The 24,435-nt window shown below is 52.7% G+C and carries 26 protein-coding genes; 7 read left to right on the top strand and 19 right to left on the bottom strand.

From position 1 onward, the window contains the following. The first annotated feature begins 6 nt into the window (after nt 1-6). Nucleotides 7-468, top strand: a complete 462-nt coding sequence (gene pyrI / locus BZK41_RS18400; protein ID WP_003025816.1) for an aspartate carbamoyltransferase regulatory subunit — start codon at nt 7-9, stop codon at nt 466-468. Nucleotides 469-544: 76 nt separating this feature from the next. Beyond that, nucleotides 545-931, top strand: a complete 387-nt coding sequence (gene ridA, locus BZK41_RS18395) for a 2-iminobutanoate/2-iminopropanoate deaminase (protein WP_000047544.1) — start codon at nt 545-547, stop codon at nt 929-931. 34 nt (nt 932-965) lie between these two features. On the opposite strand, the gene BZK41_RS18390 is transcribed toward ridA, so the two are convergent. The 8 genes from BZK41_RS18390 to mgtL form a co-directional block, all read right to left on the bottom strand. Then, on the bottom strand, nt 966-1,334 hold the full coding sequence (locus BZK41_RS18390; RefSeq protein ID WP_079939087.1) for a hypothetical protein: 369 nt from the start codon (nt 1,332-1,334) through the stop codon (nt 966-968). Next, a complete protein-coding gene (locus BZK41_RS18385) occupies nt 1,331-1,750 on the bottom strand; it encodes a hypothetical protein (RefSeq protein ID WP_079939086.1) in 420 nt (139 codons plus the stop codon). Before BZK41_RS18385 ends, BZK41_RS18390 begins: the two co-directional genes overlap by 4 nt. Beyond that, nucleotides 1,743-2,417, bottom strand: a complete 675-nt coding sequence (locus BZK41_RS18380; protein WP_253193774.1) for a hypothetical protein — start codon at nt 2,415-2,417, stop codon at nt 1,743-1,745. Before BZK41_RS18380 ends, BZK41_RS18385 begins: the two co-directional genes overlap by 8 nt. 192 nt (nt 2,418-2,609) lie before the next feature. Next, on the bottom strand, nt 2,610-3,896 hold the full coding sequence (locus BZK41_RS18375; protein WP_003830349.1) for a TRAP transporter large permease: 1,287 nt from the start codon (nt 3,894-3,896) through the stop codon (nt 2,610-2,612). A 30-nt stretch (nt 3,897-3,926) separates the two neighbouring features. Next, nucleotides 3,927-4,436 carry a TRAP transporter small permease gene (locus tag BZK41_RS18370; RefSeq protein ID WP_043018240.1) on the bottom strand — a complete coding sequence of 170 codons (510 nt, stop codon included), beginning with the start codon at nt 4,434-4,436 and terminating at the stop codon, nt 3,927-3,929. A 62-nt stretch (nt 4,437-4,498) separates the two neighbouring features. Next, nucleotides 4,499-5,476, bottom strand: coding sequence for a TRAP transporter substrate-binding protein (locus BZK41_RS18365; RefSeq protein ID WP_079939085.1), 978 nt, complete (start codon nt 5,474-5,476; stop codon nt 4,499-4,501). A 375-nt stretch (nt 5,477-5,851) separates the two neighbouring features. Then, nucleotides 5,852-8,560: a magnesium-translocating P-type ATPase gene (mgtA, locus tag BZK41_RS18360; protein ID WP_079939084.1), complete on the bottom strand. Its 2,709-nt coding sequence runs from the start codon at nt 8,558-8,560 to the stop codon at nt 5,852-5,854. Nucleotides 8,561-8,704: 144 nt separating this feature from the next. Next, the gene (mgtL, locus tag BZK41_RS27775) at nt 8,705-8,758 is read right to left on the bottom strand and encodes a mgtA regulatory leader peptide MgtL (protein WP_366557298.1); all 54 of its coding nucleotides are present in this window, start codon (nt 8,756-8,758) and stop codon (nt 8,705-8,707) included. Nucleotides 8,759-8,949: 191 nt separating this feature from the next. Between mgtL and treR the strand changes: the two genes are divergently transcribed. From treR to nrdG, 5 genes are all read left to right on the top strand, one after another. Beyond that, nucleotides 8,950-9,897, top strand: coding sequence for a trehalose operon repressor TreR (treR, locus tag BZK41_RS18355; protein WP_079939083.1), 948 nt, complete (start codon nt 8,950-8,952; stop codon nt 9,895-9,897). Nucleotides 9,898-10,054: 157 nt separating this feature from the next. Next, complete coding sequence (treB, locus tag BZK41_RS18350) at nt 10,055-11,473, top strand: PTS trehalose transporter subunit IIBC (RefSeq protein WP_079939082.1); 1,419 nt, start codon at nt 10,055-10,057, stop codon at nt 11,471-11,473. Between the two features lie 49 nt (nt 11,474-11,522). After that, a complete protein-coding gene (treC, locus tag BZK41_RS18345) occupies nt 11,523-13,175 on the top strand; it encodes an alpha,alpha-phosphotrehalase (protein WP_079939081.1) in 1,653 nt (550 codons plus the stop codon). A 409-nt stretch (nt 13,176-13,584) separates the two neighbouring features. Further along, nucleotides 13,585-15,723: an anaerobic ribonucleoside-triphosphate reductase gene (gene nrdD / locus BZK41_RS18340; protein WP_079939080.1), complete on the top strand. Its 2,139-nt coding sequence runs from the start codon at nt 13,585-13,587 to the stop codon at nt 15,721-15,723. A gap of 120 nt (nt 15,724-15,843) precedes the next feature. Continuing rightward, nucleotides 15,844-16,308, top strand: coding sequence for an anaerobic ribonucleoside-triphosphate reductase-activating protein (nrdG, locus tag BZK41_RS18335; protein ID WP_048227187.1), 465 nt, complete (start codon nt 15,844-15,846; stop codon nt 16,306-16,308). 3 nt (nt 16,309-16,311) lie between these two features. On the opposite strand, the gene BZK41_RS18330 is transcribed toward nrdG, so the two are convergent. The 11 genes from BZK41_RS18330 to BZK41_RS18280 all read right to left on the bottom strand — a co-directional run bounded on the left by BZK41_RS18330 (nt 16,312) and on the right by BZK41_RS18280 (nt 24,310). Further along, entirely contained in the window at nt 16,312-16,596 is a 285-nt protein-coding gene (locus tag BZK41_RS18330) for a type II toxin-antitoxin system RelE/ParE family toxin (RefSeq protein WP_048227188.1), read from the bottom strand. After that, the gene (locus BZK41_RS18325) at nt 16,586-16,828 is read right to left on the bottom strand and encodes a type II toxin-antitoxin system RelB/DinJ family antitoxin (RefSeq protein ID WP_003830370.1); all 243 of its coding nucleotides are present in this window, start codon (nt 16,826-16,828) and stop codon (nt 16,586-16,588) included. Before BZK41_RS18325 ends, BZK41_RS18330 begins: the two co-directional genes overlap by 11 nt. Before the next feature lie 77 nt (nt 16,829-16,905). Beyond that, complete coding sequence (locus BZK41_RS18320; RefSeq protein WP_079939079.1) at nt 16,906-18,819, bottom strand: BglG family transcription antiterminator; 1,914 nt, start codon at nt 18,817-18,819, stop codon at nt 16,906-16,908. Between the two features lie 21 nt (nt 18,820-18,840). Next, the gene (locus BZK41_RS18315) at nt 18,841-19,581 is read right to left on the bottom strand and encodes a KDGP aldolase family protein (RefSeq protein WP_079939078.1); all 741 of its coding nucleotides are present in this window, start codon (nt 19,579-19,581) and stop codon (nt 18,841-18,843) included. After that, a complete protein-coding gene (locus BZK41_RS18310) occupies nt 19,578-20,696 on the bottom strand; it encodes a DgaE family pyridoxal phosphate-dependent ammonia lyase (protein WP_079939077.1) in 1,119 nt (372 codons plus the stop codon). Before BZK41_RS18310 ends, BZK41_RS18315 begins: the two co-directional genes overlap by 4 nt. After that, entirely contained in the window at nt 20,680-21,813 is a 1,134-nt protein-coding gene (locus BZK41_RS18305) for an amidohydrolase/deacetylase family metallohydrolase (protein WP_079939076.1), read from the bottom strand. Before BZK41_RS18305 ends, BZK41_RS18310 begins: the two co-directional genes overlap by 17 nt. A 58-nt stretch (nt 21,814-21,871) precedes the next feature. After that, entirely contained in the window at nt 21,872-22,516 is a 645-nt protein-coding gene (locus BZK41_RS18300; protein ID WP_003830379.1) for a DUF4310 family protein, read from the bottom strand. An 11-nt stretch (nt 22,517-22,527) separates the two neighbouring features. Then, nucleotides 22,528-23,304, bottom strand: coding sequence for a DUF4311 domain-containing protein (locus BZK41_RS18295; protein WP_043018215.1), 777 nt, complete (start codon nt 23,302-23,304; stop codon nt 22,528-22,530). A 22-nt stretch (nt 23,305-23,326) separates the two neighbouring features. Next, the gene (locus tag BZK41_RS18290; protein ID WP_003025762.1) at nt 23,327-23,626 is read right to left on the bottom strand and encodes a DUF4312 family protein; all 300 of its coding nucleotides are present in this window, start codon (nt 23,624-23,626) and stop codon (nt 23,327-23,329) included. Nucleotides 23,627-23,628: 2 nt separating this feature from the next. After that, the gene (locus BZK41_RS18285) at nt 23,629-23,991 is read right to left on the bottom strand and encodes an SFCGS family glycine-rich protein (RefSeq protein ID WP_003830384.1); all 363 of its coding nucleotides are present in this window, start codon (nt 23,989-23,991) and stop codon (nt 23,629-23,631) included. Between the two features lie 10 nt (nt 23,992-24,001). Further along, nucleotides 24,002-24,310, bottom strand: coding sequence for a glycine dehydrogenase (locus BZK41_RS18280; protein WP_049002370.1), 309 nt, complete (start codon nt 24,308-24,310; stop codon nt 24,002-24,004). Between the last annotated feature and the right edge of the window lie 125 nt (nt 24,311-24,435).

Genomic DNA, 24,435 nt, shown 5'->3' with positions numbered 1-24,435 from the left:
AAAGAGATGACACACGATAACAAACTGCAGGTTGAAGCCATCAAACGTGGCACCGTGATTGACCATATTCCCGCACAGGTTGGTTTTAAGCTGCTGACGCTGTTTAAACTGACGGAAACCGACCAACGTATCACCATCGGTCTGAACCTGCCGTCTGGTGAGATGGGCCGTAAGGACCTGATTAAAATTGAAAACACGTTCCTGACCGATGAGCAGGTAAACCAGCTCTCCCTGTACGCCCCGCAGGCAACGGTAAACCGCATTGACGATTACGACGTGGTGGGTAAATCACGTCCGAGCCTGCCTGAGCGTATCGACAATGTACTGGTTTGCCCGAACAGCAACTGTATCAGTCATGCTGAGCCGGTTTCCTCCAGTTTTGCAGTGAAAAAGCGCGCTGATGACATCGCACTCAAATGCAAATACTGTGAAAAAGAGTTTTCGCATTATGTGGTGCTGGCCAACTAATTGGGGTTGGTTATGAGATCCCGGCTCCCTATAATGAGCGGGAACATTCTATTACCGCTGTAATTCAGGAGAAATCATGAGCAAGACTATCGCGACGGAAAATGCACCAGCAGCAATCGGCCCATACGTTCAGGGCGTTGACCTGGGTAGCATGGTAATCACTTCCGGTCAGATCCCGGTCGATCCGAAAACCGGTGCTGTAGCAGAAGACGTGTCCGCTCAGGCGCGTCAGTCGCTGGAAAACGTAAAAGCTATCGTTGAAGCAGCAGGCCTGAAAGTGGGCGACATCGTAAAAACGACCGTTTTCGTTAAAGACCTGAACGATTTCGCAACCGTAAACGCGACCTACGAAGCATTCTTCACCGAACACAACGCGACCTTCCCGGCGCGTTCTTGCGTAGAAGTTGCCCGTCTGCCGAAAGACGTGAAAATCGAGATTGAAGCGATCGCCGTTCGTCGCTAAGTCTTATTAGAGAGCCCTGCTCTGGCAGGGTTCCTTAAGTATTGCAGCCTATAACTGAAAAAATCAATTCTCTTCCATTATTCTTTAAGGTGATGGTTTCATTTTCGATTATCCCCACTCCCCAATTATATAATTCCATTTCCTCTTTTTGCTGTAATTCTATATTCTCTGAGAAACAGGTTTGTCCTAAAACCCAGTTCAACCTTGAACTATAAACATTAATTTTAAGATCATCATCACTATCATTTTTCATCTTTTCCAATGTATAAACTATCTTATTGTGAATTTTAAAACTAACAATATTGTTATATCTTTCAACTGAATTAATAGAAAAAACACAGATAAACATTATAATTAGTAAAAAAAATATTTTTAGAGTAGTTCGTCTTATAAAAGTGTTCATTGATCATGTCCCCATAAAAAAGAATAACCAGATGAACCAATGAGCGCTTTATTTTTTTCCTGACACTTAATTACCCCCCATTTCTCTGCGACCAAGAATATATCATTTTCATGTGCAATTTTACGATAAACGTACCGGTAAGGCTGAAATGGATCGTGTAGAGTAGTGTTCATTTCCCTTACAATAATATTCCCAGACGATTTCTCCAAATAAACATATAAACCATGCCAGGATAGATTCTTTGCATAGTGGGTATTTGAATCATCGTTACGGCACCATTGTACAACCAGAAGATAGTGACTTTCACGCACGGGTAACCAGCAAACCGAAAGAATATACAGCATATAAAAAAAGGCACAAACTAAAGCGAAAGTGAGTATTTTTTCCATGTAAAATAAAGTGCTATGCTCAGTCATGCCATTTTACCTCTGACTCAATGGCACCAAAAATATTGTACTCTCTGGCCAGACACTCCTGATGAAACCTCCCCATAAAAGTATCATTCACAGGAACGACACTACCTAAACGAACACCAGAATTTGCGACACTAACATTCCAGTTATACCTGTCAAAAAACTTAAACTGAAATGTCAAATTATAACTACATAATCTACTACCATTGCTCATCGTATTTTTATACTTATCTTCGTTAATTTGCACCCGACCTTTACCCCAGTATTGATAACCTCCTATAGCATAAAACAAGTCTGGATCGCTAGAAATAAAATCATCAGTATTAACATGCGCAGAAGTAAACTCATGCTGACCTGGCGGTAATGTTTTACAAAAACTCTTTGCTGCATCCAATAATTGCATATAATTATCCCTTAACTGGGCTGATTTTCCCATCATATCAGTTAAGTTAATATGTATGTCTTCACCCGTATTTTGCAAATAATGCAGTAAATTTTCTTGTGCAAAAGGATAGCGATACTTTAAATATAAGCTCCCATCAATCAACTGCTCCAGGTAATATTTATAATAATAAAATTGATCTGAAAAATACCCCGCACTGCACCATTCACCACTTCCAACATCAATACTATATTCAGGTTCCTCTCTCCCCAATATATAAGCGTTCATAATGCTTCCTGAGAATAATTAACATGACAAGATGTTAACATTTATAATCTAGCGTATTCTGTTGGAAGACACTGGCAATGCCATAATTCAGAAAATATTTAGCTGTATTGGGTGCAACACAAAAAAAACGGGCATGGAAGCCCGGAATGAATTTAAGTTGGCCCGGTAAGCGCAAGCACCACCGGGCATTTATCACATCACGCCAAACAATTTCGGCAGGAACAGCGAAATCGCCGGAATGTACGTCACGAGCATCAGCACCAGAAATAGCACGAGGTAAAACGGCAGCATCGCCTTCACCACCTGCTCTATTTTCTGTTTACTCACCGCACTGGCCACAAACAGCACCGATCCTACCGGCGGCGTAATCAGGCCGATCCCTAAGTTCACCAGCATGATCATGCCAAAATGGACCGGATCAATGCCGAGCGCGTTGGTCACCGGCAGCAGAACCGGCGTCAGAATAAGGATCAGCGGAGCCATATCCATCAGCGTACCGATCAGCAGCAGCATGATGTTAATACACATCAGGATGACGTATTTGTTGTCCGAGATGCTGGTGAAGGCTTCGGTGATACGCATCGGCAACTGCATATAGGTCATGACGGCACCGAACGCAGCGGCAAAGCCTATCAGGATCATGACGATAGTGACCGTTTTCACCGTGCGGAACATCAGTTTCGGCAGCTCAGACCATTTATAGTCGCGATAGATAAACATGGTGACAAAGAAGGCCCACAGGCAGGCAATCGCCGCAGACTCCGTCGCAGTAAAGATACCTGACAGGATACCGCCCATGATGATAACAACGGTCATCAGGCCCCACAGCGTATCAACGAAAATCTTCAGCGCCTGGCGAAACGGCACACGTTCTCCTTTTGGATAACCGCGCTTGTGCGCAAAAGCCACACACATCACCATCAGACTGAGGCTTAACAGCAGCCCCGGCAGGATCCCGGCGATGAACAGCGCGGCAATCGACACCGTGCCGCCGGTTGCCAGCGAGTAGATAACCGAGTTATGGCTGGGCGGCGTGAGGATCGCCTGCACCGAACCGCTGGCCGTTACCGCTGCGGCAAAGTCACGCGGATAACCTTTTTTATCCATCTCCGGGATCATTACCGAACCAATGGATGCGGTATCAGCCACCGACGATCCGGAAATAGCGCCAAAAAAGGTTGATGCCACAATGTTTACCAGCGACAGTCCGCCGCGAATAAAGCCAACGAAAATATAGGCAAAGTTCACCAGCCGCCGCGCGATTCCCCCTTCGGCCATAATAGCCCCGGCCAGAATAAAGAATGGGATCGCCAGCAGCGAAAACTTATTCACCCCGCTGGTCAGTTGGATCATCACCGCTTCCAGCGGAATATCAATATACCAGGCCCCAATGATGGCGCTAATGCCAACCGCGTACGCTACCGGTACCCCAATCGCCAGCATAATGCCGAGCGTAAAGACGAGAATAAATGCATCCATCTGCTTTCCTTTCTGAAATGGGGGCGGTAACTAGCTGGTCGATCCCAGCATGACAACGGGACGTTGGTACTGCGGACCACGGAAAATCTTTTCTGCGATAAACAGCAGCGTTATGGCAGAGCCAATCGGCAACGGAAGATAGTTTTGCCCGGCGCTTAAAAGCGGGAATTCCGCCACTGGCTGGTCCCACAGTTCAAGACAGAGATTGGTTCCGTACCAGAGGATAAACAGGCTTATCGCCACCAACATAACGTCTGCGATTACCGAGCAATAACGGCGGGAAGCATCGCCCAGACGGTCAGTCACCATGCTCACCGCGATATGCGAGCCTGCGCGATAGCTTACCGCCGCGCCAATAAAGGTGAATGTCACCATACAAAGAATGGCGACGGGTTCTGGCCATGACAGGGCGTTATTCAGAACATAACGCGCGAATATGCCAATGGGGATAATGGCGACCATGACCAATAATGCAATACCGGCAATCCACATTGACACTCGATAAAGAAAATCCATTACCGATGAATAGCATTCACCCATAATTATCACCTCGAATTAATCAAAAGATTCAGGCGGAGGGTTGATATCCTCCACCTGATGAATTACTTCACATCCTGAATACGTTTGATCAAATCCTGGTGGTCTTTACCGTAATTATCCCGCACTGACTGCGTGGCTTTATAGAAATAGTCCGTATCAATATCGTGGAACTGAACACCGTTGGCTTTCATGGTCTCCAGTGATTTCGCATTATAATCCTGCCAAAGTTTGCGTTGCTCTACCTGTGCTTCTTTAGCGAGTTTAATAATGAGATCCTGATCTTCTTTTTTCAACTTATCCCATTTGGCTTTCGAGAACAGAAAAAGCTCAGGAATAATAAAGTGTCTGCTCCAGGTATAGTTTTTCACGACCGGCAAATAGTTATGCGCAACAAACGTTGGCGGGTTATTTTCCGTGCCATCAATAACGCCGGTCTGCATGCCGCTAAATACTTCACTGACGCCCATGACAACGGAGTTAGCGCCCATCGCTTTCAGGGTATCCAGCGCTATCGGACTTCCTTGAACGCGGATTTTCATACCGTGTAAATCTTCCGGTTTCACCACCGGATTTTTGGTGATCAGGTTACGCGTTCCGGCATCCATCCAGCCGAGGAACACCAGCCGCGATTTGGCGTTGGCTGTCAGACGGTCGCCAATCTCCTGACCAATCATACCGTCGAGAACCTTATGCAGATGGTCTTCATCACGAAAGATATACGGTAGGGTAAAGACGTTAATTTCAGGGAGAATGGCGGCAACAGGCGTCATTGAGACACGAATAATATCGATAGCGCCTAATTGCGCCTGTTCAATCATCTGTTTTTCATCGCCTAACACGCCACCTGGAAAGGTTTTAATCTCCAGACGACCGTCGGTCGCAGCGCTAAGTTTTTCCCCCATATGTTTCACTGCGACAACGTTCGGGTAATCAGCCGGATGCACATCTGCGGCGCGAAAAGTTTGTGCCAGCGTTGCATGACTCGCCAGCAATACAGACGCGCCAATACACAGACTTAACAGGTTTTTTGTCAGTTTCATTTGTCCTTCTCCAGAAGTTCATAATATCCATTAACAGGAATAGCTTGCAGAGCAAATGACTGCCGGAATTAAAAACAGGCAGCGAGAAACTTTCTTAACGACGTTACCTGCGCAGACTAACTGGTGTAACAATTTATTTCGATGACTGCGTTCACAAAAAATCGCAGATGCTTAAAATTTTTAGCACAGTGTTTCATTTTTGCAATACAGATCGTTTTATTGATACAAAAACAACGCAAAGAAGGCGATTTGATACTAATAACACCCGTTAGCATTTCAATAAAAATAAAACACTAATATTTTGGGAGAATATCTTTCGAATGAAAAAGAGAAATGCAGGATGGTATTAACACCATCCTGCAGAGACGTTGAGGATTACTGCCAGCCGTAGCGACGGCTATAAAAACCTTTCACAAGCTGGGTTAATGTCATGTAACCCGCCAGAATCGCAATCAGCCATGGGAAGTAGCTCAGCGGCAGCGCCTGCAATTGCAGATAGCTGGCCAGCGGCGAGAACGGTAATGCAATGCCGACGACCATCACCACCAGCGTCATCAGCATCAGCGGCCATGCGGCGCGACTCTGGATGAACGGCACACGACGGGTACGGATCATATGCACAATCAGCGTTTGCGACAGCAGGCCCACCACGAACCAGCCAGACTGGAACAACGTCTGATGTTCAGGCGTATTAGCATGGAAGACGAACCACATCAGGCAAAATGTCAGAATGTCGAAGATCGAGCTAATCGGTCCAAAGAAGATCATAAAGCGGCCCAACTCGGCAGGATTCCAGCGCTGCGGCTTTTTGATCTGCTCTTCGTCGACGTTATCAAACGGAATCGCTACCTGGGATACATCGTACAGCAGGTTCTGAATCAGTAAGTGCAGCGGTAACATCGGCAGGAACGGTAAGAAGGCGCTCGCCACCAGCACGCTAAACACGTTACCGAAGTTAGAACTGGCCGTCATTTTGATGTACTTCAGCATGTTAGAGAAGGTACGGCGTCCTTCAATCACCCCTTCTTCCAGCACCATCAGGCTCTTTTCCAGCAGAATGATATCCGCCGCTTCACGCGCAATGTCGACCGCGCCATCAACGGAGATACCAATGTCCGCCGCGCGCAGCGCCGGAGCATCGTTAATACCATCGCCCATAAAGCCGACCACATGGCCTTCGCGCTTGAGCAGCGTGACAATGCGCTCTTTGTGCATTGGCGTCAGGCGGGCAAACAGCGTGGTGCGCTGAGCAAGCCGAGCCAGCTCATCATCGCTTAACCCTTCAATGCTGCTACCGATAACCACATCGCCCGCATCCAGCCCCACTTCATGACACACTTTCGCCGCCACCAGCTCGCTATCGCCAGTGAGGATTTTCACCGTAATACCGCTGGCTTTCAGCGCCTTAAGCGCAGGTGCGGTGGTCTCTTTCGGCGGATCGAGGAACGCGATATAGCCTTCGAGGATCAGATCGGATTCATCAATACGCTGGTAATCACCTTCACGCGCTGGCAGGTATTTCGTCGCCACCGCCACCACGCGCAGCCCCTGGCGGTTCAGCGTGTCCGTGACGCGTTTCACCCGACGCAGCATGTTGTCATCTAACGGGACAATCTCACCGTTGTGGCGCACCTGGGTACAGACGTTGAGGATCTCCTGCAGCGCACCTTTGCACACCAACTGATGCACATCGTTTTCTTCAGCAACCACCACCGACATGCGGCGGCGTTCAAAATCAAACGGGATCTCATCGATTTTCTGCCAGCGGGTAGAGAGCAGGCGGGCTGACTCTTCGTCCACACCTTCCAACACCGCCGTATCCAGCAGATTCTTCAGCCCGGTCTGGTAATGGCTGTTCAGCCACGCAGAATGCAGGACGTGTTCGCTGGGTTTACCAGAGATATCCGTATGATTCTCCAGGACAATTTTATCCTGAGTCAGGGTACCGGTTTTATCGGTGCACAGAATATCCATTGCGCCAAAGTTCTGGATAGCGTCGAGGTGTTTAACGATAACCTTTTGTTTTGACAGCTTCACCGCCCCACGCGCCAGCGTCGAGGTGACGATCATCGGCAGCATTTCTGGCGTCAGTCCCACCGCCACAGACAGGGCAAACAGCGCCGCTTCCCACCAGTCACCTTTGGTGTAGCCGTTGATGATAAGCACGATGGGCGCCATCACCAGCATAAAGCGGATTAGCAGCATGCTGACGCGGCTGATCCCTTTCTGGAAGGCATTCTGCTCGCTTTCCTGCTCGCTGACACGACCCGCCAGTTGCCCGAACCAGGTATTGGCTCCGGTTGAAATCACGATGGCCTGCGCCGTGCCGCTCACCACGTTGGTGCCCATAAAGCACAGGGTATCGCATTCCAGCGGGTTGCTTTGCTGCGGATCGCGGCTGGTTGCCACTTTCTCCACCGGCAGCGATTCACCGGTCAGCGAAGCCTGGGCCACGAACAGGTCACGAGCCTGCACCACGCGCAGATCGGCTGGGATCATATCCCCTGCCGCCAGCTTGATAATATCGCCTGGAACCAACTGGTCGATCGGCAGTTCAACCCAGCCGTTCTCCCCTTTCTCGTTGATAACGCGCAGTACCGTGGCGGTGTTGCTGACCATCGCTTTCAGCGCATCCGCCGCTTTAGTGGAGCGCGCCTCCTGCACAAAATTCAGCAGCGTAGAGATGACGACCATCAGCGCGATAACGCCAGCGGCAAACAGATCTTCGGTGGCATAGGAAATTGCCCCGAGGATGGTCAGCAGGATATTAAACGGGTTGCGGTAGCAGACCCACAGATGCACCCACCATGGCGACGGCTTCTGCGCCGGCAACTGGTTCTCGCCATGTAATTCGCGAGCGTTTTCCACTTCTGCGGCGTTCAACCCTTCCGGGTGCGCGCCGAACGTTTTCCACAGCGCTTCTTCGTCCATCAGCGCCATTTTCAGGCAATGTTCGCTCAGCGATGGCGGGATCGGCGTGCTGGCAACGGTCTGGGCATTAGGCAACGGATCGCGATGCACCAGACGATGTGGCAAATGGCGGTTAAGCCGGGCAAATAGCTGGCGGGTAATATTTTTGAACATAAGCAGTCCCTCTGCACCAGTATAAACAGGCGCAGTAAATCCTTCAGGCGTGGCAAAGCCTTGCCTGGTGGCAATATTAAAATCACAACAGGGACGTCAGAACGTCACTGTCTTACAGTTCCGGTAAGACAGTGAAAGACAAGCTTACCGGAAAGGGGTATTTCTCCATTTCGGGAGAGGGGTGGGATCGGGATCCATATAGCCTCCGGTAAGTGAATGATTTGCGTCGCGGATTATACGCAGAAAACCATAAGGTTTGTGGCAATTATGGCGGTATGATAAACCATGGAAACTAAACCAAACGTATACCAGACTTTGCCCATTGCGCCGCGCTTGAGTAAAGTTATTCTCTATTTGGCATAACTTCACACGCAACACGGGAAAACAGGATGCAAAATCGGCTGACCATTAAAGACATCGCCCGCTTAAGCGGCGTGGGAAAATCAACCGTTTCCCGTGTGCTCAACAATGAAAGCGGCGTGAGTGAACGCACCCGCGAGCGCGTTGAAGCGGTGATGAACCAGCACGGTTTTTCCCCTTCCCGCTCCGCACGCGCCATGCGCGGACAAAGCGACAAGGTAGTGGCGATTATCGTCACGCGACTGGACTCGCTTTCGGAAAATCTCGCCGTGCAGACCATGCTGCCCGCCTTTTATGAACAGGGTTACGATCCGATCATGATGGAAAGCCAGTTCTCACCCGAGCTGGTTGAGGAGCATCTCGGCATGCTCAGACGCCGTAACATTGACGGCGTGGTGCTGTTCGGTTTTACCGGCATTACTGAAGCCATGCTCGCCTCCTGGCAGGATTCTCTGGTGCTGCTGGCAAGAGATGCCAAAGGCTTTGCCTCCGTCTGCTATGACGATGAGGGGGCCATTCGTACCCTGATGCAGCGTTTATACGAACGCGAGCATCGCCATATTAGCTTTCTTGGTGTTCCGCATAGCGATGTGACCACCGGTAAACGCCGCCATGAGGCCTACCTGGCATTCTGTAAAAAACACAAACTGCATCCTGTGGCCGCGCTGCCGGGTCTGGCCATGAAGCAGGGCTATGAGCAGGCCGCCAACGTCATCACCCCGGAAACCACCGCCTTAGTCTGTGCGACGGATACCCTTGCCCTTGGCGTCAGCAAATACCTGCAGGAGCAGCGAATAGAGAACCTGCAGCTGGCGAGCGTGGGCAGCACGCCGCTGATGAAATTCCTCCATCCGGAAATTATCACCGTCGATCCAGGATACGCTGAAGCCGGACGACAAGCGGCCTCGCAGCTGATCGAGCAGATCAACGGCCGCAGCGAACCACGGCAAATCGTTATTCCCTCCTCTCTCTCCTGATCGCTTTCTGAGCATTAATTTGTGATCTTCGCTGCGTTTCGGGAACGTTCCCATTTTTAAATATTCATCGAAGATATACTCTGGCGCCAACAACGAGAGAGTTGCCGAATGACGACGCAACAGCGTCTTTTCCGGTCTACGGGGAACACACATCATCATGAGCAAAATAAAACAAGCAGACATCGACCGGCTGATTGAGCTGGTTGGCGGGCGCGACAATATCGCTACGGTGAGTCACTGCATTACTCGCCTGCGTTTTGTCCTGAATCAGCCTGCATACGCCAGGCCGAAAGAGATCGAATTGTTGCCAATGGTCAAAGGCTGCTTCACCAACGCCGGGCAGTTTCAGGTGGTGATTGGCACCGAGGTGGGCGATTACTACAAGGCGCTGCTGGCGACAACCGGTCAGGCCAGCGCCGACAAAGAGCAGGCTAAAAAGGCCGCGCGGCAGAATATGAAATGGCATGAGCAGCTGATTTCTCATTTTGCGGAGATCTTCTTCCCGCTGCTGCCAGCGCTGATTAGCGGCGGTCTGATCTTGGGTTTTCGTAACGTGATCGGCGATCTGCCCATGAGCAACGGGCAGACGCTGGCGCAGATGCATCCTTCGCTGAAAACCCTCTATGACTTCCTGTGGCTGATTGGCGAAGCGATCTTCTTCTATTTGCCGGTCGGGATCTGCTGGTCGGCGGTGAAGAAAATGGGCGGTACGCCGATCCTCGGTATTGTGCTGGGCGTAACCCTGGTTTCACCGCAGTTGATGAACGCCTATTTGCTCGGCCAGCAGGTGCCGGAAGTGTGGAACTTCGGCCTGTTCAGCATTGAGAAAGTGGGCTACCAGGCGCAGGTCATTCCGGCACTGTTGGCTGGTCTGGCGCTCGGATTTATTGAAACACGCATGAAGCGCATCGTCCCGGATTACCTGTATCTGGTGATCGTCCCGGTGTGCTCGCTGATCCTCGCCGTGTTCCTCGCCCATGCCTTTATTGGTCCGTTTGGCCGCATGATCGGCGACGGTGTCGCGTTTGCGGTCCGTCATCTGCTGACCGGAAGTTTTGCTCCGATTGGCGCGGCGCTGTTCGGATTCCTGTACGCCCCGCTGGTGATCACCGGCGTGCATCAGACCACGCTGGCTATCGATATGCAGATGATTCAGAGCATGGGCGGCACGCCAGTATGGCCACTGATCGCCCTGTCGAATATCGCTCAGGCCTCTGCGGTGGTCGGGATCATTATCTCCAGTCGCAAACACAACGAACGTGAAATTTCCGTTCCTGCCGCGATCTCCGCCTATCTCGGGGTAACTGAGCCAGCAATGTACGGGATCAACCTGAAATACCGCTTCCCGATGCTGTGCGCGATGATCGGTTCCGGTCTCGCCGGACTGCTGTGCGGCCTGAACGGTGTGTTGGCAAACGGGATTGGCGTCGGCGGTTTGCCAGGCATCCTCTCCATCCAGCCGACTTACTGGCAGGTCTTTGGCATGGCGATGGTCATTGCGATTGTTATCCCAATGATACTGACCTCATTCGTTTACCAGCGTAAACACCGTCTGGGCACATTACAGATTGTCTAACTTTTCTTCGGGGCGCAGTTGCGCCCCAGCGTATTTCCAGGAAACAACCATGAATATTCCCCACTGGTGGCAAAACGGCGTTATCTATCAGGTTTATCCCAAGAGTTTTCAGGATACTACCGGCAGCGGCACTGGCGATTTACGCGGCGTGACGCAGCGCCTCGACTATCTGCAAAAGCTGGGTGTTGATGCCATCTGGCTGACGCCGTTCTATATTTCGCCGCAGGTTGATAACGGTTACGACGTCGCAGACTACATGTCTGTCGATCCGGCCTACGGCACGCTGGAAGACTTTGACGAACTGGTGGCGCAGGCGAAGGCGCGCGGTATCCGTATTATTCTCGATATGGTGTTTAACCACACTTCAACCCAGCACGCCTGGTTTCGTGAGGCACTGGATAAAGACAGCCCGTATCGTCAGTTTTATCTCTGGCGCGACGGCACGCCAGACTGCCCGCCGAATAACTGGCGTTCCAAATTTGGTGGCAACGCCTGGGGTTGGCACGCCGAAAGCGAGCAGTACTATCTGCACCTCTTTGCTCCGGAGCAGGCCGACCTGAATTGGGAAAACCCGGCGGTACGCGCCGAGCTTAAGAAAGTATGCGAGTTTTGGGCCGATCGCGGCGTGGACGGATTGCGCCTCGACGTGGTGAATCTTATCTCTAAAGACCAGGACTTCCCGAACGATCCCGACGGCGATGGACGCTGTTTTTATACCGACGGTCCACGCGCACATGAATTTTTGCGTGAGATGAACCGCGACGTGTTCACACCACGCGGTCTGATGACGGTCGGCGAAATGTCATCCACCACGCTGGAACATTGCCAGCAATACGCCGCACTTAACGGTAGCGAACTGTCGATGACCTTTAACTTCCACCACCTGAAAGTGGATTACCCCAACGGTGAGAAGTGGACGTTAGCAAAACCCGACTATGTGGCACTTAAAACTCTGTTCCGCCACTGGCAGCAGGGCATGCACAATCAGGCCTGGAACGCATTATTCTGGTGTAACCACGATCAGCCACGCATCGTGTCGCGTTTTGGCGATGAAGGTAAATACCGCGTTCCGGCCGCCAAAATGCTGGCGATGGTGCTGCACGGCATGCAGGGCACACCCTACATCTACCAGGGTGAAGAGATCGGTATGACCAACCCACACTTCCGCCAGATTACCGATTATCGCGATGTGGAAAGCCATAACATGTTTGCCACCCTGAACGGCCAGGGACACGATGCGCAAGAACTGCTGGCGATCCTCGCCAGTAAATCACGCGATAACAGCCGCACGCCGATGCAATGGGATGCCAGCAAACACGCGGGCTTCACCACGGGTGAACCGTGGATCAATCTGTGCGACAACGCGGCAGACATCAACGTGGCGGCAGCGTTGAGCGATGCCGACTCGGTGTTCTACACCTATCAGAAGCTGATCGCCTTGCGCAAAGCGGAGCCGGTTATCACCTGGGGCGACTACCAGGATCTGCTACCGGACAGCCCACATCTGTGGTGCTATCAACGAGAGTGGCAAGGGCAGCGGCTACTGGTGATTGCTAATCTGAGCGATACTTTCCAGAACTGGCAGCCAACCCATACCGACGGAAACTGGCAGGTGCTGATGCACAACTATGCCGAGGTTGCCAGCCAACCTGGGGACATGACACTACGGCCTTTTGAAGCGGTCTGGTGGGTGCAAAAATAGCTTGCAATTATGTTCAGGCCCGGTACGCACGGCGCTGCCGGGCGTTGTTACATACGCTTAGCTTACCCTTCTGTTTTTGCTGAATAATTAATCAGAATTTTCTGCCTACAATTTACAATCGGCTGTACTGCCCGTCATCTGTACGCTCCGATTTTTACTTTGCGCTACATCAAATAAATCGTAAACATCCTTGATGCAAATCACTACATATAGAACTTAAAATGCACGCCGACCCAATATGTTGTATTAATCGACTACAATTGCTACAACTACAGTGCACCGCTTCACGGTGGAATTGTGGATAAAGTGGGTCAGGATTGCGGGAAGTCATTGGCAATAGAGATGAATAAACCCATGGCCGCTTCCCCAACCTCTGTGGATAACCTGTTCTTATAAATATGGAGTGATCATGACACCGCATGTGATGAAACGAGATGGCTGTAAAGTGCCGTTTAAATCAGAGCGCATCAAAGAAGCCATTCTGCGTGCAGCTAAAGCAGCGGGAGTCGATGACGCAGATTACTGTGCCACCGTCGCAGAAGTCGTTAGTAGCCAGATGAATGAGCGCAGCCAGGTCGATATCAACGAGATCCAGACAGCGGTAGAAAACCAGCTGATGTCAGGTCCGTACAAACAACTCGCCCGTGCGTACATCGAATATCGCCACGACCGTGATATACAGCGTGAGAAACGTGGCCGTCTGAACCAGGAAATTCGTGGTCTGGTTGAGCAAACCAACTCTGCTCTGCTGAACGAGAACGCCAACAAAGACAGCAAAGTGATCCCGACCCAGCGCGACCTGCTGGCCGGTATCGTCGCCAAACACTATGCGCGTCAGCACCTGCTGCCGCGTGATGTCGTCCAGGCGCACGAGCGTGGTGATATTCACTATCACGATCTCGACTACTCTCCGTTCTTCCCAATGTTTAACTGCATGCTGATCGACCTGAAAGGTATGCTGACGCAGGGCTTTAAGATGGGTAACGCGGAGATTGAGCCGCCAAAATCCATCTCCACCGCAACCGCCGTCACCGCGCAAATTATCGCGCAGGTTGCCAGCCATATTTATGGCGGCACCACCATTAACCGTATTGACGAAGTTCTCGCACCATTCGTGACCGAGAGCTTTAATAAGCATCGCAAAACCGCTGAAGAGTGGCAGATCCCAGATGCCGACGGTTATGCGCATTCCCGTACCGAGAAAGAGTGCTACGACGCATTCCAGTCCCTTGAGTATGAAGTGAATACCCTGCATACCGCCAACGGTCAGACGCCGTTCGTCACCTTCGGTTTCGGCCTGGGAACCAGCTGGGAATCGCGTTTGATCCAGCAGTCCATTCTGCGTAACCGTATTGCCGGCCTGGGTAAAAATCGTAAAACCGCCGTGTTCCCGAAACTGGTGTTTGCGATTCGTGACGGTCTGAACCATAAGTTTGGCGATCCGAACTATGACATCAAGCAGCTGGCGCTGGAGTGCGCGAGCAAGCGTATGTATCCGGATATCCTGAACTACGATCAGGTAGTTAAAGTGACCGGCTCGTTCAAAACGCCAATGGGCTGCCGCAGCTTCCTGGGTGTATGGGAAAACGAGAACGGCGAACAGATTCACGATGGCCGTAATAACCTCGGCGTTATCAGCCTCAACCTGCCGCGTATCGCGCTGGAAGCTCATGGCGATGAAGCCACCTTCTGGAAACTGCTCGACGATCGTCTGGTGCTGGCACGTAAAGCACTGATGACCCGCATTGCGCGTCTGGAAGGCGTGAAGGCCCGCGTTGCACCGATCCTGTATATGGAAGGGGCCTGCGGCGTGCGTCTGAAAGCAGACGATGACGTGGCTGAAATCTTTAAAAACGGTCGCGCATCGATTTCTCTGGGTTACATCGGCATTCACGAAACCATCAACGCGCTGTTTGGCGACAAACACTTGTACGACAGCGAGCAGCTTCGCGCCAAAGCTATCGCCATTGTGGAACGCCTGCGTCAGGCAGTCGATCAGTGGAAAGACGAGACCGGCTACGGCTTCAGCCTGTACAGCACACCAAGTGAAAACCTGTGCGATCGTTTCTGCCGTCTGGATACCGCCGAGTTTGGCGTGGTGCCGGGTGTTACCGACAAAGGTTACTACACCAACAGCTTCCACCTCGACGTGGAGAAAAAGGTTAACCCGTACGACAAGATCGATTTCGAAGCGCCGTACCCGCCGCTGGCGAACGGAGGCTTCATTTGCTACGGCGAGTACCCGAACATTCAGCACAACCTGAAAGCGCTGGAAGACGTCTGGGATTACAGCTATCAGCACGTGCCGTATTACGGGACCAACACGCCAATCGATGAATGCTACGAGTGCGGCTTTACCGGTGAGTTCGAGTGCACCAGCAAAGGATTTACCTGCCCGAAATGTGGTAACCACGATGCCGCGCGCGTGTCGGTCACCCGCCGCGTATGCGGTTATTTAGGTAGCCCGGACGCTCGTCCGTTTAACGCCGGTAAGCAGGAAGAAGTGAAGCGCCGCGTTAAGCATTTAGGTAATGGGCAGATAGGTTAATTTCCGTTTGCAAAGGCCGTAGGCCTGATAAGACGCAATCGCATCGTCATCAGGCATCACAATGTTGCCGGATGCGGTGCAAGCACCATATCCGGCCTACATGCTTTCTGGACACCCGCTATGCGCTACCATCAATACTATCCCGTCGATATCGTTAACGGCCCCGGCACTCGCTGCACCCTGTTTGTTTCCGGGTGCGTACACGAATGCCCCGGTTGCTATAACAAAAGCACCTGGCGACTCAATTCTGGCCAGCCGTTTACCAAAGAGATGGAAGACAAGATCATTGCCGATCTGAACGACACGCGGATCCCTCGCCAGGGTATTTCGCTGTCCGGCGGCGATCCGCTGCATCCGCAAAACGTGCCGGATATTCTGCAACTGGTACAGCGTATTCACGCTGAGTGTCCGGGGAAAGATATCTGGGTGTGGACCGGCTACAAGCTTGATGAACTCAACGCCGCACAAATGCAGGTGGTGGATCTCATCAACGTGCTGGTCGATGGTAAATTTGTGCAGGATCTTAAAGACCCGGCGCTGATCTGGCGCGGCAGCAGCAACCAGGTTGTACATCATTTGCGTTAATCGCTAAAGCCGTTTGTTTGCATCGTGATAAACGGCTGAATGTTCTCGCTTACCTACCGCGACAACAAACACGACCACAACCTCATCCCGAACCTGGTACACCAGACGGTACCCGGACGATTTAAGCTTAATTTTATAGCAGTCAGGAAGACCATTTAAACGGGCAGAGTCAATTCTGGGGTTCAACAACACGTCGGCCAACTTCTTCTTAAACTGAGTCTTCACCGTATCACCCAGTTTATGCCACTCTTTTAAGGCTCTCGGGTCGAATTCCAGCTCATAAGTCATCCAGACTAACCTTGATTCCCTTTTGCGGGCTGGCAAGCCTTTCCCGGACTGTCTGAATGAGTGCATCTTCACTGTCGCTAAGGGTGACGGTTTTCACCGGCATGCGCCCCGTTTCCGCGACGTACTGAAACAGTAATCGCACAGCTTCCGTTGGAGTAATATTCAGTTTTTCCAGCACGGCATAAGCCTCATTTTTGAGTTTGTCATCCAGACGGACGTTCAGCGTGGCCATTATGCCTCCAGTAAAATCGAATGTGTAATGCAGTTTAGCATTACATTCGCATTACATCGAATTCTGGATAACGCCTCTCAAAAACGGCTCACACACTCCATCGCAACCGCTTTGAACTCGGTAAAATTGCGACACGCGCAGAGTCGCGTCATCGCGCGTTCGCGCAGGAAGGTGACGAAGATATCGTAGATAGCCATCGCCTCTTCGTATTCACTCTTGCTGATGGCGAGCAAGAAGATCACGTGGGCCGTTTCATCGCCCCAGGCGATACCCTGTGGGGCGAGGATGGTGTAGACCACCGTTTTCTTTGCCAGCAGGCCAAGGGCGTGCGGCAAGGCAATGCTGTCACCCAGCATGGTGCTGACGATGGCCTCACGCTCAACCACCGAATCAAGAAACTCTGCGCCGACAAAACCTTCATCCTGCAACTGACGACATAATGTTTTGAACAACGTTTGTTGATCCATTGGCTCGTTAATCACACGAAAATGGGCGGCATCGAAGAATTTGTTCAACATCCACGGACGGGTTCTGTCGACCAGCACCAGTTTGCCAATCTGCTCCAGTTGATAATCGGTAGGGAATGGCGCAATCATCACCACCGGCTTATCTTTTTCACCGATCCGCGCGGTAGAGATGACAAAATCTTCGCTGATGCTTTCCCGCTGTTCGTAGTCGCGCAGCGTTACGGTATCGACGATCTCTATCTGCGGATACTTACGCGCCAGCACCGCCTCAATCATCCGCGCCATCGCATTTCCGGCATCGCATACCAGCAGAACCTTCGGCTGTCTCTGGTAACCGATGTTGTAACTACGCTCCAGCCCAACACCGATATGCAGCACAAGGAAGCCAATCTCATTTTCACTGATGGTGTACGGCGTATATTTTCCCCATCCCGAGACGGCGGCCAGCGTCATGTCCCACGCCATGGGGTAGTGCTGTTTAATATTTTCCAGCAGTGGATTGGGGATCATTATCTGGTAACGCACCCGGGTGATCATCGTCTTAATATGCGTCAGCAGGTCAGCATGCAACTGTTTGTCATTCAACAGGTTGTAGTTGTACTGGCTGTTGATAAAACGCAGGATGTAATTGACCAACGCTTCGTCATCATCCGCATTGATAGCACTGGGCGCGATCTCTTGTACCTGGCGGGCAGCAATATGCACCTGTAGCCAGTTTTCTTCGGAAACGGAAAGTGGTTTGTCTGCCAGGCGGTGCAGTACCGCCGCGATTTCCCGCGTGGCCAGGCACACCGATTGATCGGCCTCTTCTGCGGCAAAATCCGGGAGTGGATACCCTTCGCTAATCCGCCGTACCGCCACCGCGCAGTACAAGCGTAAAAACAGCTCGCCCTCATCGGTCAGACGAATATGGAAACGGGCAAAAATGTCCTGCAAAACGGGTTGCAACTGTTCAGTAAGCCCTGCATTCAGCGCTTCTTGCGTTACTAACGGGTGCTGCGGATCCTGCTGTGCCAGCGTCCACAGCAAATCGGTCAAACAGGCGCGGATCGCCATTTCGCTGCCGAACAGCTTCATGCCGTGACGGGGACGCGTTTCCAGCGTCAGATGATAACGTTGCAGATGCTCGCGCACCTCAGCCATATCGTTTTGCAGCGTCGCGCGGCTGATAAACCATTCATCAGCTAAATCTTCCAGCTTCAGCGAGAAAGCCGACGTCAGGAAACGCACCACCAGCCAGTGTATCCGTTCCTGGCTGGTCCGCGGGATACGCAGCAACGTATTGGGCTGCTGCGTTTGCAGGGTGTGAAAGCTTGCCGGGTCGTCAATTTTGAGCTGATAACCATTACCCCGGCTGAGGACAAACTGTGCGCCGTGCTGGGTGAGCAGCGCGTTTAGCGCGGTGATATCCGCCCGTACGGTGCGTGTGGAAACCGACAACCGCTGCGCCAGCTCGTCCTGTGGAAGCGCTTCGTTTTGCAACATGTCAAACAGCTGTGCTAAACGTTGGTTGGGGAATCGCACGTCAGTTTCCTCATCTGTCAGTTAGCCTACGCAGGCCCGGGTCATTGCCATCAGCTGGCGTACGTCGTCCGGACGAGTGTTACCACTCACCTTATCAATAATCGAACTATAGATGTGAGGAATGATTTTACTCACTCCGGCATCGAGGGCAATTTGCAGGATTTCAGTGAAATTATCCAGATCGATACCGCCGGTTGGCTCCAGCCAGAAGTCATGACGGGCGCAGGCCTGCGCGACCGCAATGTACTCGTCACGGCATTTCAGGCCGCCCATCGGGAAGTATTTAATTGAGCTACCGCCCATGTCTTTGAGCAGCGCAATCGCGGTTTCTACCGGCACAATACCGTCCGGCGTCTGGCTGCTCAACGGACCAGTGGAGATTTTCACCTTGCCCGGCGTGCCGGTTGGCGAGACCAGACCGTTGACCACTGTCTCCTGCTGGCCCAGCAGCGCGCGACTGGTGGCCACGCCGGTAAAGACCTGATTGACATGCTGTGGCTGCACCTGACGGGAGATTTCACTGACCATCGCCGACTGGTTAGGATCGCCCGCCCCCAGCCCTACGGAGAGCGCATTGTCGATAAGGGCCGCGTATTCACGCATATCCGCTACCGCGCTTGCGACATCCGGGTAATTCTTTGACAGCACGCCAACCAGCACGTGTCCTTCCGCCGCCGCGTAAATATCCCGGGCATTTTCTTTGGAGCCTGCCAGCACGTTCAGGCAGACGCGGTCGCGATAAAAGTTAGGGGTCAGTTTCATGCTTCTTTCTCCTGCGAAATCACTTCACCAATTCGACGGGCCACAATCTCCAGCTGCGCACGATCGACGCTGCGCACATCGGCTTCGATAATGCCTTCGTTGGCTTTGTAACCACGGAAGTAAATCGCGTACTCCCCCTGTTTCAGCGCGTTGACCAGTTCCCCCGTAGCGATCCCGGTTACCGCTTCGTCAAACTTAATTTCCGTGCGGGCGATGTCGCGCCCTGCGCTATCCCACACCACGCGGGCGCTCACGCCGTTAAGTTGGTTCAGCGCATTAATGAACGGCGTCATTTTCTCGACCATCTCCGCGCCGCTCTCTTTCTGCGCGTTCAGATACAGTTCGATGGCACAGGTCAGGCCAAGAATTCCCTCTTTTCCCACCTTCATCGCCCGGCCAATTCCCGCCGTCTGGCGTTTCACCCACTCAACGTACTGGGTTTTACCAATCACCAGACCGCTGGTTGGTCCTTCTATCGCCTTGGCGCCGCTATAAATCACCAAATCCGCACCAACCCGGTAGTAACACTGCAAATCCTCTTCCGCCGCCGCATCCACAATCAGCGGCAGATTATGCGTACGCGCCACCACCGCAGCCTGCTCCACGCTGAGCATACTTTTCTGGACGCAGTGGTGAGATTTGATATACAGAATGGCCGCCGTACGCGGTGTAATAGCCGCCGCTAACTGCGCCGCGGAACATTCGTTGGCATAACCGGCTTCCACTAACTTACCGCCGCCAAGCGCCACCATCGTGCCCACCGGAGCGCCAAAGTTGACGTTGTGGCCTCTGGGCAGCACGATTTCGTTGTTCTCGATGGGCGTGACATGCAGATTCTCCAGCAGCCAGTCGCTGTCTTTAACCAGTACTCCAGCCACCGACAGGGCGATCCCCGCCGAGGCGCAGGAGACAACGGTTGCCCCTTCCACTTCCAGCAATTTCGCGATGTAGTCGCCAGTTTTATTGACCAGGTCTTTCATCTCGAAATAGTGGTTCATCCCCGCCATCGCCGCTTCAACCACTTCTGGTCGCGGCGTGGAAACGCCAAGCGCCGTCATGCGGCCTGAGGTATTAATCACCTGTTTTAGATCGTATTTCTCAAAAATCGAAGGCATGTTCCGCGCTCCCTTGTTCGGTCATATAGCCCCTGCCCGCACGTATTGCGGCAAGCGGCACCAGCAGTTGTTCAGCCTGCAGGCTGTCGTTTTCTGCATCTACCAGCACGGTTGGCTGGCGCTTAAGCGTAAAGAGGGTTAAATCGGCATCCAGACCGACCTGCAGTCGCCCCTTCTGTTTCAGGCGCAGACCGTCGGCGGCATTGGCGGTCACGCATTCAATGACCTGCGGTAGCGACATCCCAATGGCGAGGAATTTCGACATCACATTCGCCAGGGAATGCACCGGGCCGCTGATACGGTTGCGACAGTAAATATCGGAGCTGATGGTGTGCGGCAAAATGCCCAGTTCGATAGCGCGTTTTGCCACCGCAAAGCTCAGGCTGGCGGTGCCATGCCCAACGTCCAGACGCACGCCGCGTGAAATCGCCCGCGTCACTGACGCCCGCAGCTCGCCTTGCGGCGTCAGAATACGGTTCGGCTTACCGTTGTAGCAGTGGGTAATAATGTCGCCCGCGCTCAGGCGCTCGGCGATCTCATCCAGATCCGGCGGGTTGTTGCCGATATGCACCATCAGCGGCAAGTCACCGTTCTGCGCTTGCATCGCTTTGGCGCACTCCAGCGGTGTGATGCCATTTTCACCGACTACGCTGCTGCTCATGCGCGCCTTCAAACCGACGATAAAATCAGGGTGGCGTTTCACCGCCTGGCGTACCGCATCAGCGTCAATATTGGCCATGTTGGCCAGCTCGTTCTGGGCGATAAGCCCCACGCGGGAGATGTTCAGCAACGCATACACTTCGGTCGCAGCTTCCCGGGTCAGGGTGTAAAAATCGTCGATGTCATCCGCCCCGGTACTGCCCGCATCCACCACCGTGGTAACGCCGGTCGCAATACCGACGCTATCCGGCTGGTCGTGATAAATCGGGGATTTCGGGTAGCAATGAACGTGGGAGTCAATCCAGCCTGCGCTGACGTAACACTCGCCGCCCAGCTCGATGGTTTTCAGCGCCGGGCCATCAACGTCGCCCAAGGCCGCAATCTTGCCGTCTTTGAGCGCAATATCGCTCACCGTATCGTCAACGAGGCGCGCACGGCGCAGGAGTAAATCAAACATCGCTCTCTCCTTTGCCGGATGGCGGCGTAACCGCCTTATCCGGCCTGCAAATCAACAGTTAGCTAATGGCAATCGGGAAGATGGACCCGAGGATCATTGCGCCGAGGATCGCCCCGCCGGTAATCGGTTTTTGCCACAGATAAAACAGCAGCGCGCCCGCCAGAGAACCGATTCCGATAGGAATAGAAGCCGTCATCGCGCTGAGGATAATCAACGGTCCCAGGAATCGACCGGAGGCGTTACCGGCCCCCATCATGACGTCCGCACCGTAGGTTGAGTCGCTCTGGTTGATGGTGAACTTACGCGCCAGAATGATGATGTAGCCAATCGCCAGACCAATTACCAGACCGGTAACCAGCGAGGCGGCGAAGTTGGCGACCGGGAAGATAATGCCCGCGCCCAGCAGCAGCGCCGGAACGCCTAACCCGACCCCGGTCTGAATCGCCCCGCCGATATCCAAAATCCCCACCAGCGAACCTTCAATGATGCGGGCAAACAGGAAACTTGCGCCAAATGCCGCCACCGCCCCGTAGGAGCCGGTGTCCATTCCCGCCTTCAGCATCGCCACAAAAGCCACTTCGTTAAATGCGCCAATACCGTACAGGTAGTACATGTGTGTTCCGGCAAATACGCCAGAGGAGAGCAGGCCCACGAAGATCGGGAACGACCAGTCAGCGAACCAAAAACCTTTATTCTGTTCCATGATGACCTCCGTTATTTGCCGCTGAGCGAGTTGTGGATAAGTTCGAGCCAGTTAGGCACGGTCAGATGGAAGGATTCGATCATCTTCATGTCGAAGCCGCGGAAGAAGCCGCTCAGGACAAACAGCGCGACGATAGCCACCATCATCACTTTAGTGACGTGGTTCCAGCCGCTCTCTTCAACACCTTTGCCGATCAGAATGCCGAGAACCAGACCCGGGACGGCGTTGCCCATGATCAGCTGCGCCGCACCGCCAAAAACGGTGGCCCAGAAGCCGGATTTCTTACCAGCGTCGATCGCCGCCAGCCAGAAGATCACCGGCATCACGGTGTTAACCAGCAGGTTAGCAGCGGGCACCAACACCTTGACGGCGGTAACTTGCAACGCTTCCGGTACCGATGACGCGGTGAGGTTCAGGAAGGTCACCACGATCATCCCAATAACACCGCAGGCAATTGCCATGCGTTTAGGGTCGTGCAGCGTTTCACCGACGTTGCGATTTTTAATCATCAGCGCGGCGGCGCCCCAGTTGGGGATGATGCGATGGTCGACGTCCTGAGTGAACGCCCCCGCCGCAACGGAGGAAGCCCAGGCGTTAAAGAAGAAGCCAAGGCCGAACGAGAAGTGAGAAGCCGGATCCCCTTCACAGGAATTCAGTTCTCCCAGAGTACGAAACGCGCCCATCCCTTGAGTGGTAGGCGCATGAAACATGCGTGCAGCCCCAGCGCCGACACCAACGCCAACCAGGCCACCGATGATGAGCGATTTTATTAATATTATCAGGAACATAATTATGCCTTTTAATAGAAAATCAGCGTTGCGTAACGAAATCCACCTTGTCGAGATTGATGGCAGTCACGTTGACGGTCACGTCCAGCTCCACGCTGAAGGTGCGTCTTTCCCGGCGCAAAAAGAGGAATAGAAACGCCTCTTTGCGTACCGATTCACGCGCTTGAACAACCTGCACATCCTGTGGCTCAATACGCAGTAAGATATGCGGCGACGCTTTCATCACCGCCGCCTGAACGTGGTTCAGGGCATCGGCAAAGGCGCGAGCTTTAGTCTCGCCCTTACCCGTGACTCTCACCGTGGTGGTGAATTGCTCTTTCATGCTTAAGCGCCGTGTTTCTTTTGCCACGCCTGCACCAGGCGCTCACCGAGTTCTTCTTTGTCCATAAAACCGAATCCCAGTACGTTGCACCCTTCGTTGATGGCGGTTACCCCTTCATCGACCGAGCGCATGCCGTATTTCGCCTTGTAGCCGTATTTGGTCTGCGCGGTAATCGCCCCCGCACCACCGCTGCCGCAAAACGAGATGCCAAAGGTGGCGTTTTCTGCTTTCATCACGTCACCCAGCTTCATATCTGCCGCAACACCCGGCACCACAACGGCACGGCCACCCGCTTTCTCTACGCCTGCCGCCACTTTCTGGCCTTTACCCAGACGATCGCCAATCACTACGGTAATCTGTTCCATCTTTTGCTCCTTAAAGGTTGTCTTTCGCGACTTCGAAGTGCACCGACAGCAGCCAGGCCTCTTCCTCAGGAAGATTGCCAAACTCGGCGACCACGTCGCGGGCAAGCGCCATTGAATCGGCAGATATTTCATCAAACAAGCTGGCATCGACTTCTGGTAAGGGTTCACCCGTTACCGAGCGGTGCGCCATGGCGCGAACATGCGACGTCAGCATCTGTTCCTGTACGGCGTTGGGAATAATGTTGCGTTCACGCAGCAAGGCATACACCTGCGCCAGCATGCGGTCGGCCAGTTCCACCGATTCCCCCATGTCATTCATTACAGCTCCGTTATTCACTCGTCTTACCCCGTTAATGTCTCTGAGGGTAAATTAGCGACGGAGGTTATAAGTTTGTAGCGAGTTGTTTTCCACTTCGAAGTGGAAAGGTGTGCAGCGATAGTGAT

The organism is Citrobacter sp. A316 (genome assembly GCF_002042945.1).
Classification (GTDB): domain Bacteria; phylum Pseudomonadota; class Gammaproteobacteria; order Enterobacterales; family Enterobacteriaceae; genus Citrobacter; species Citrobacter portucalensis.
This window is presented reverse-complemented; position numbering and strand designations above follow the sequence as displayed.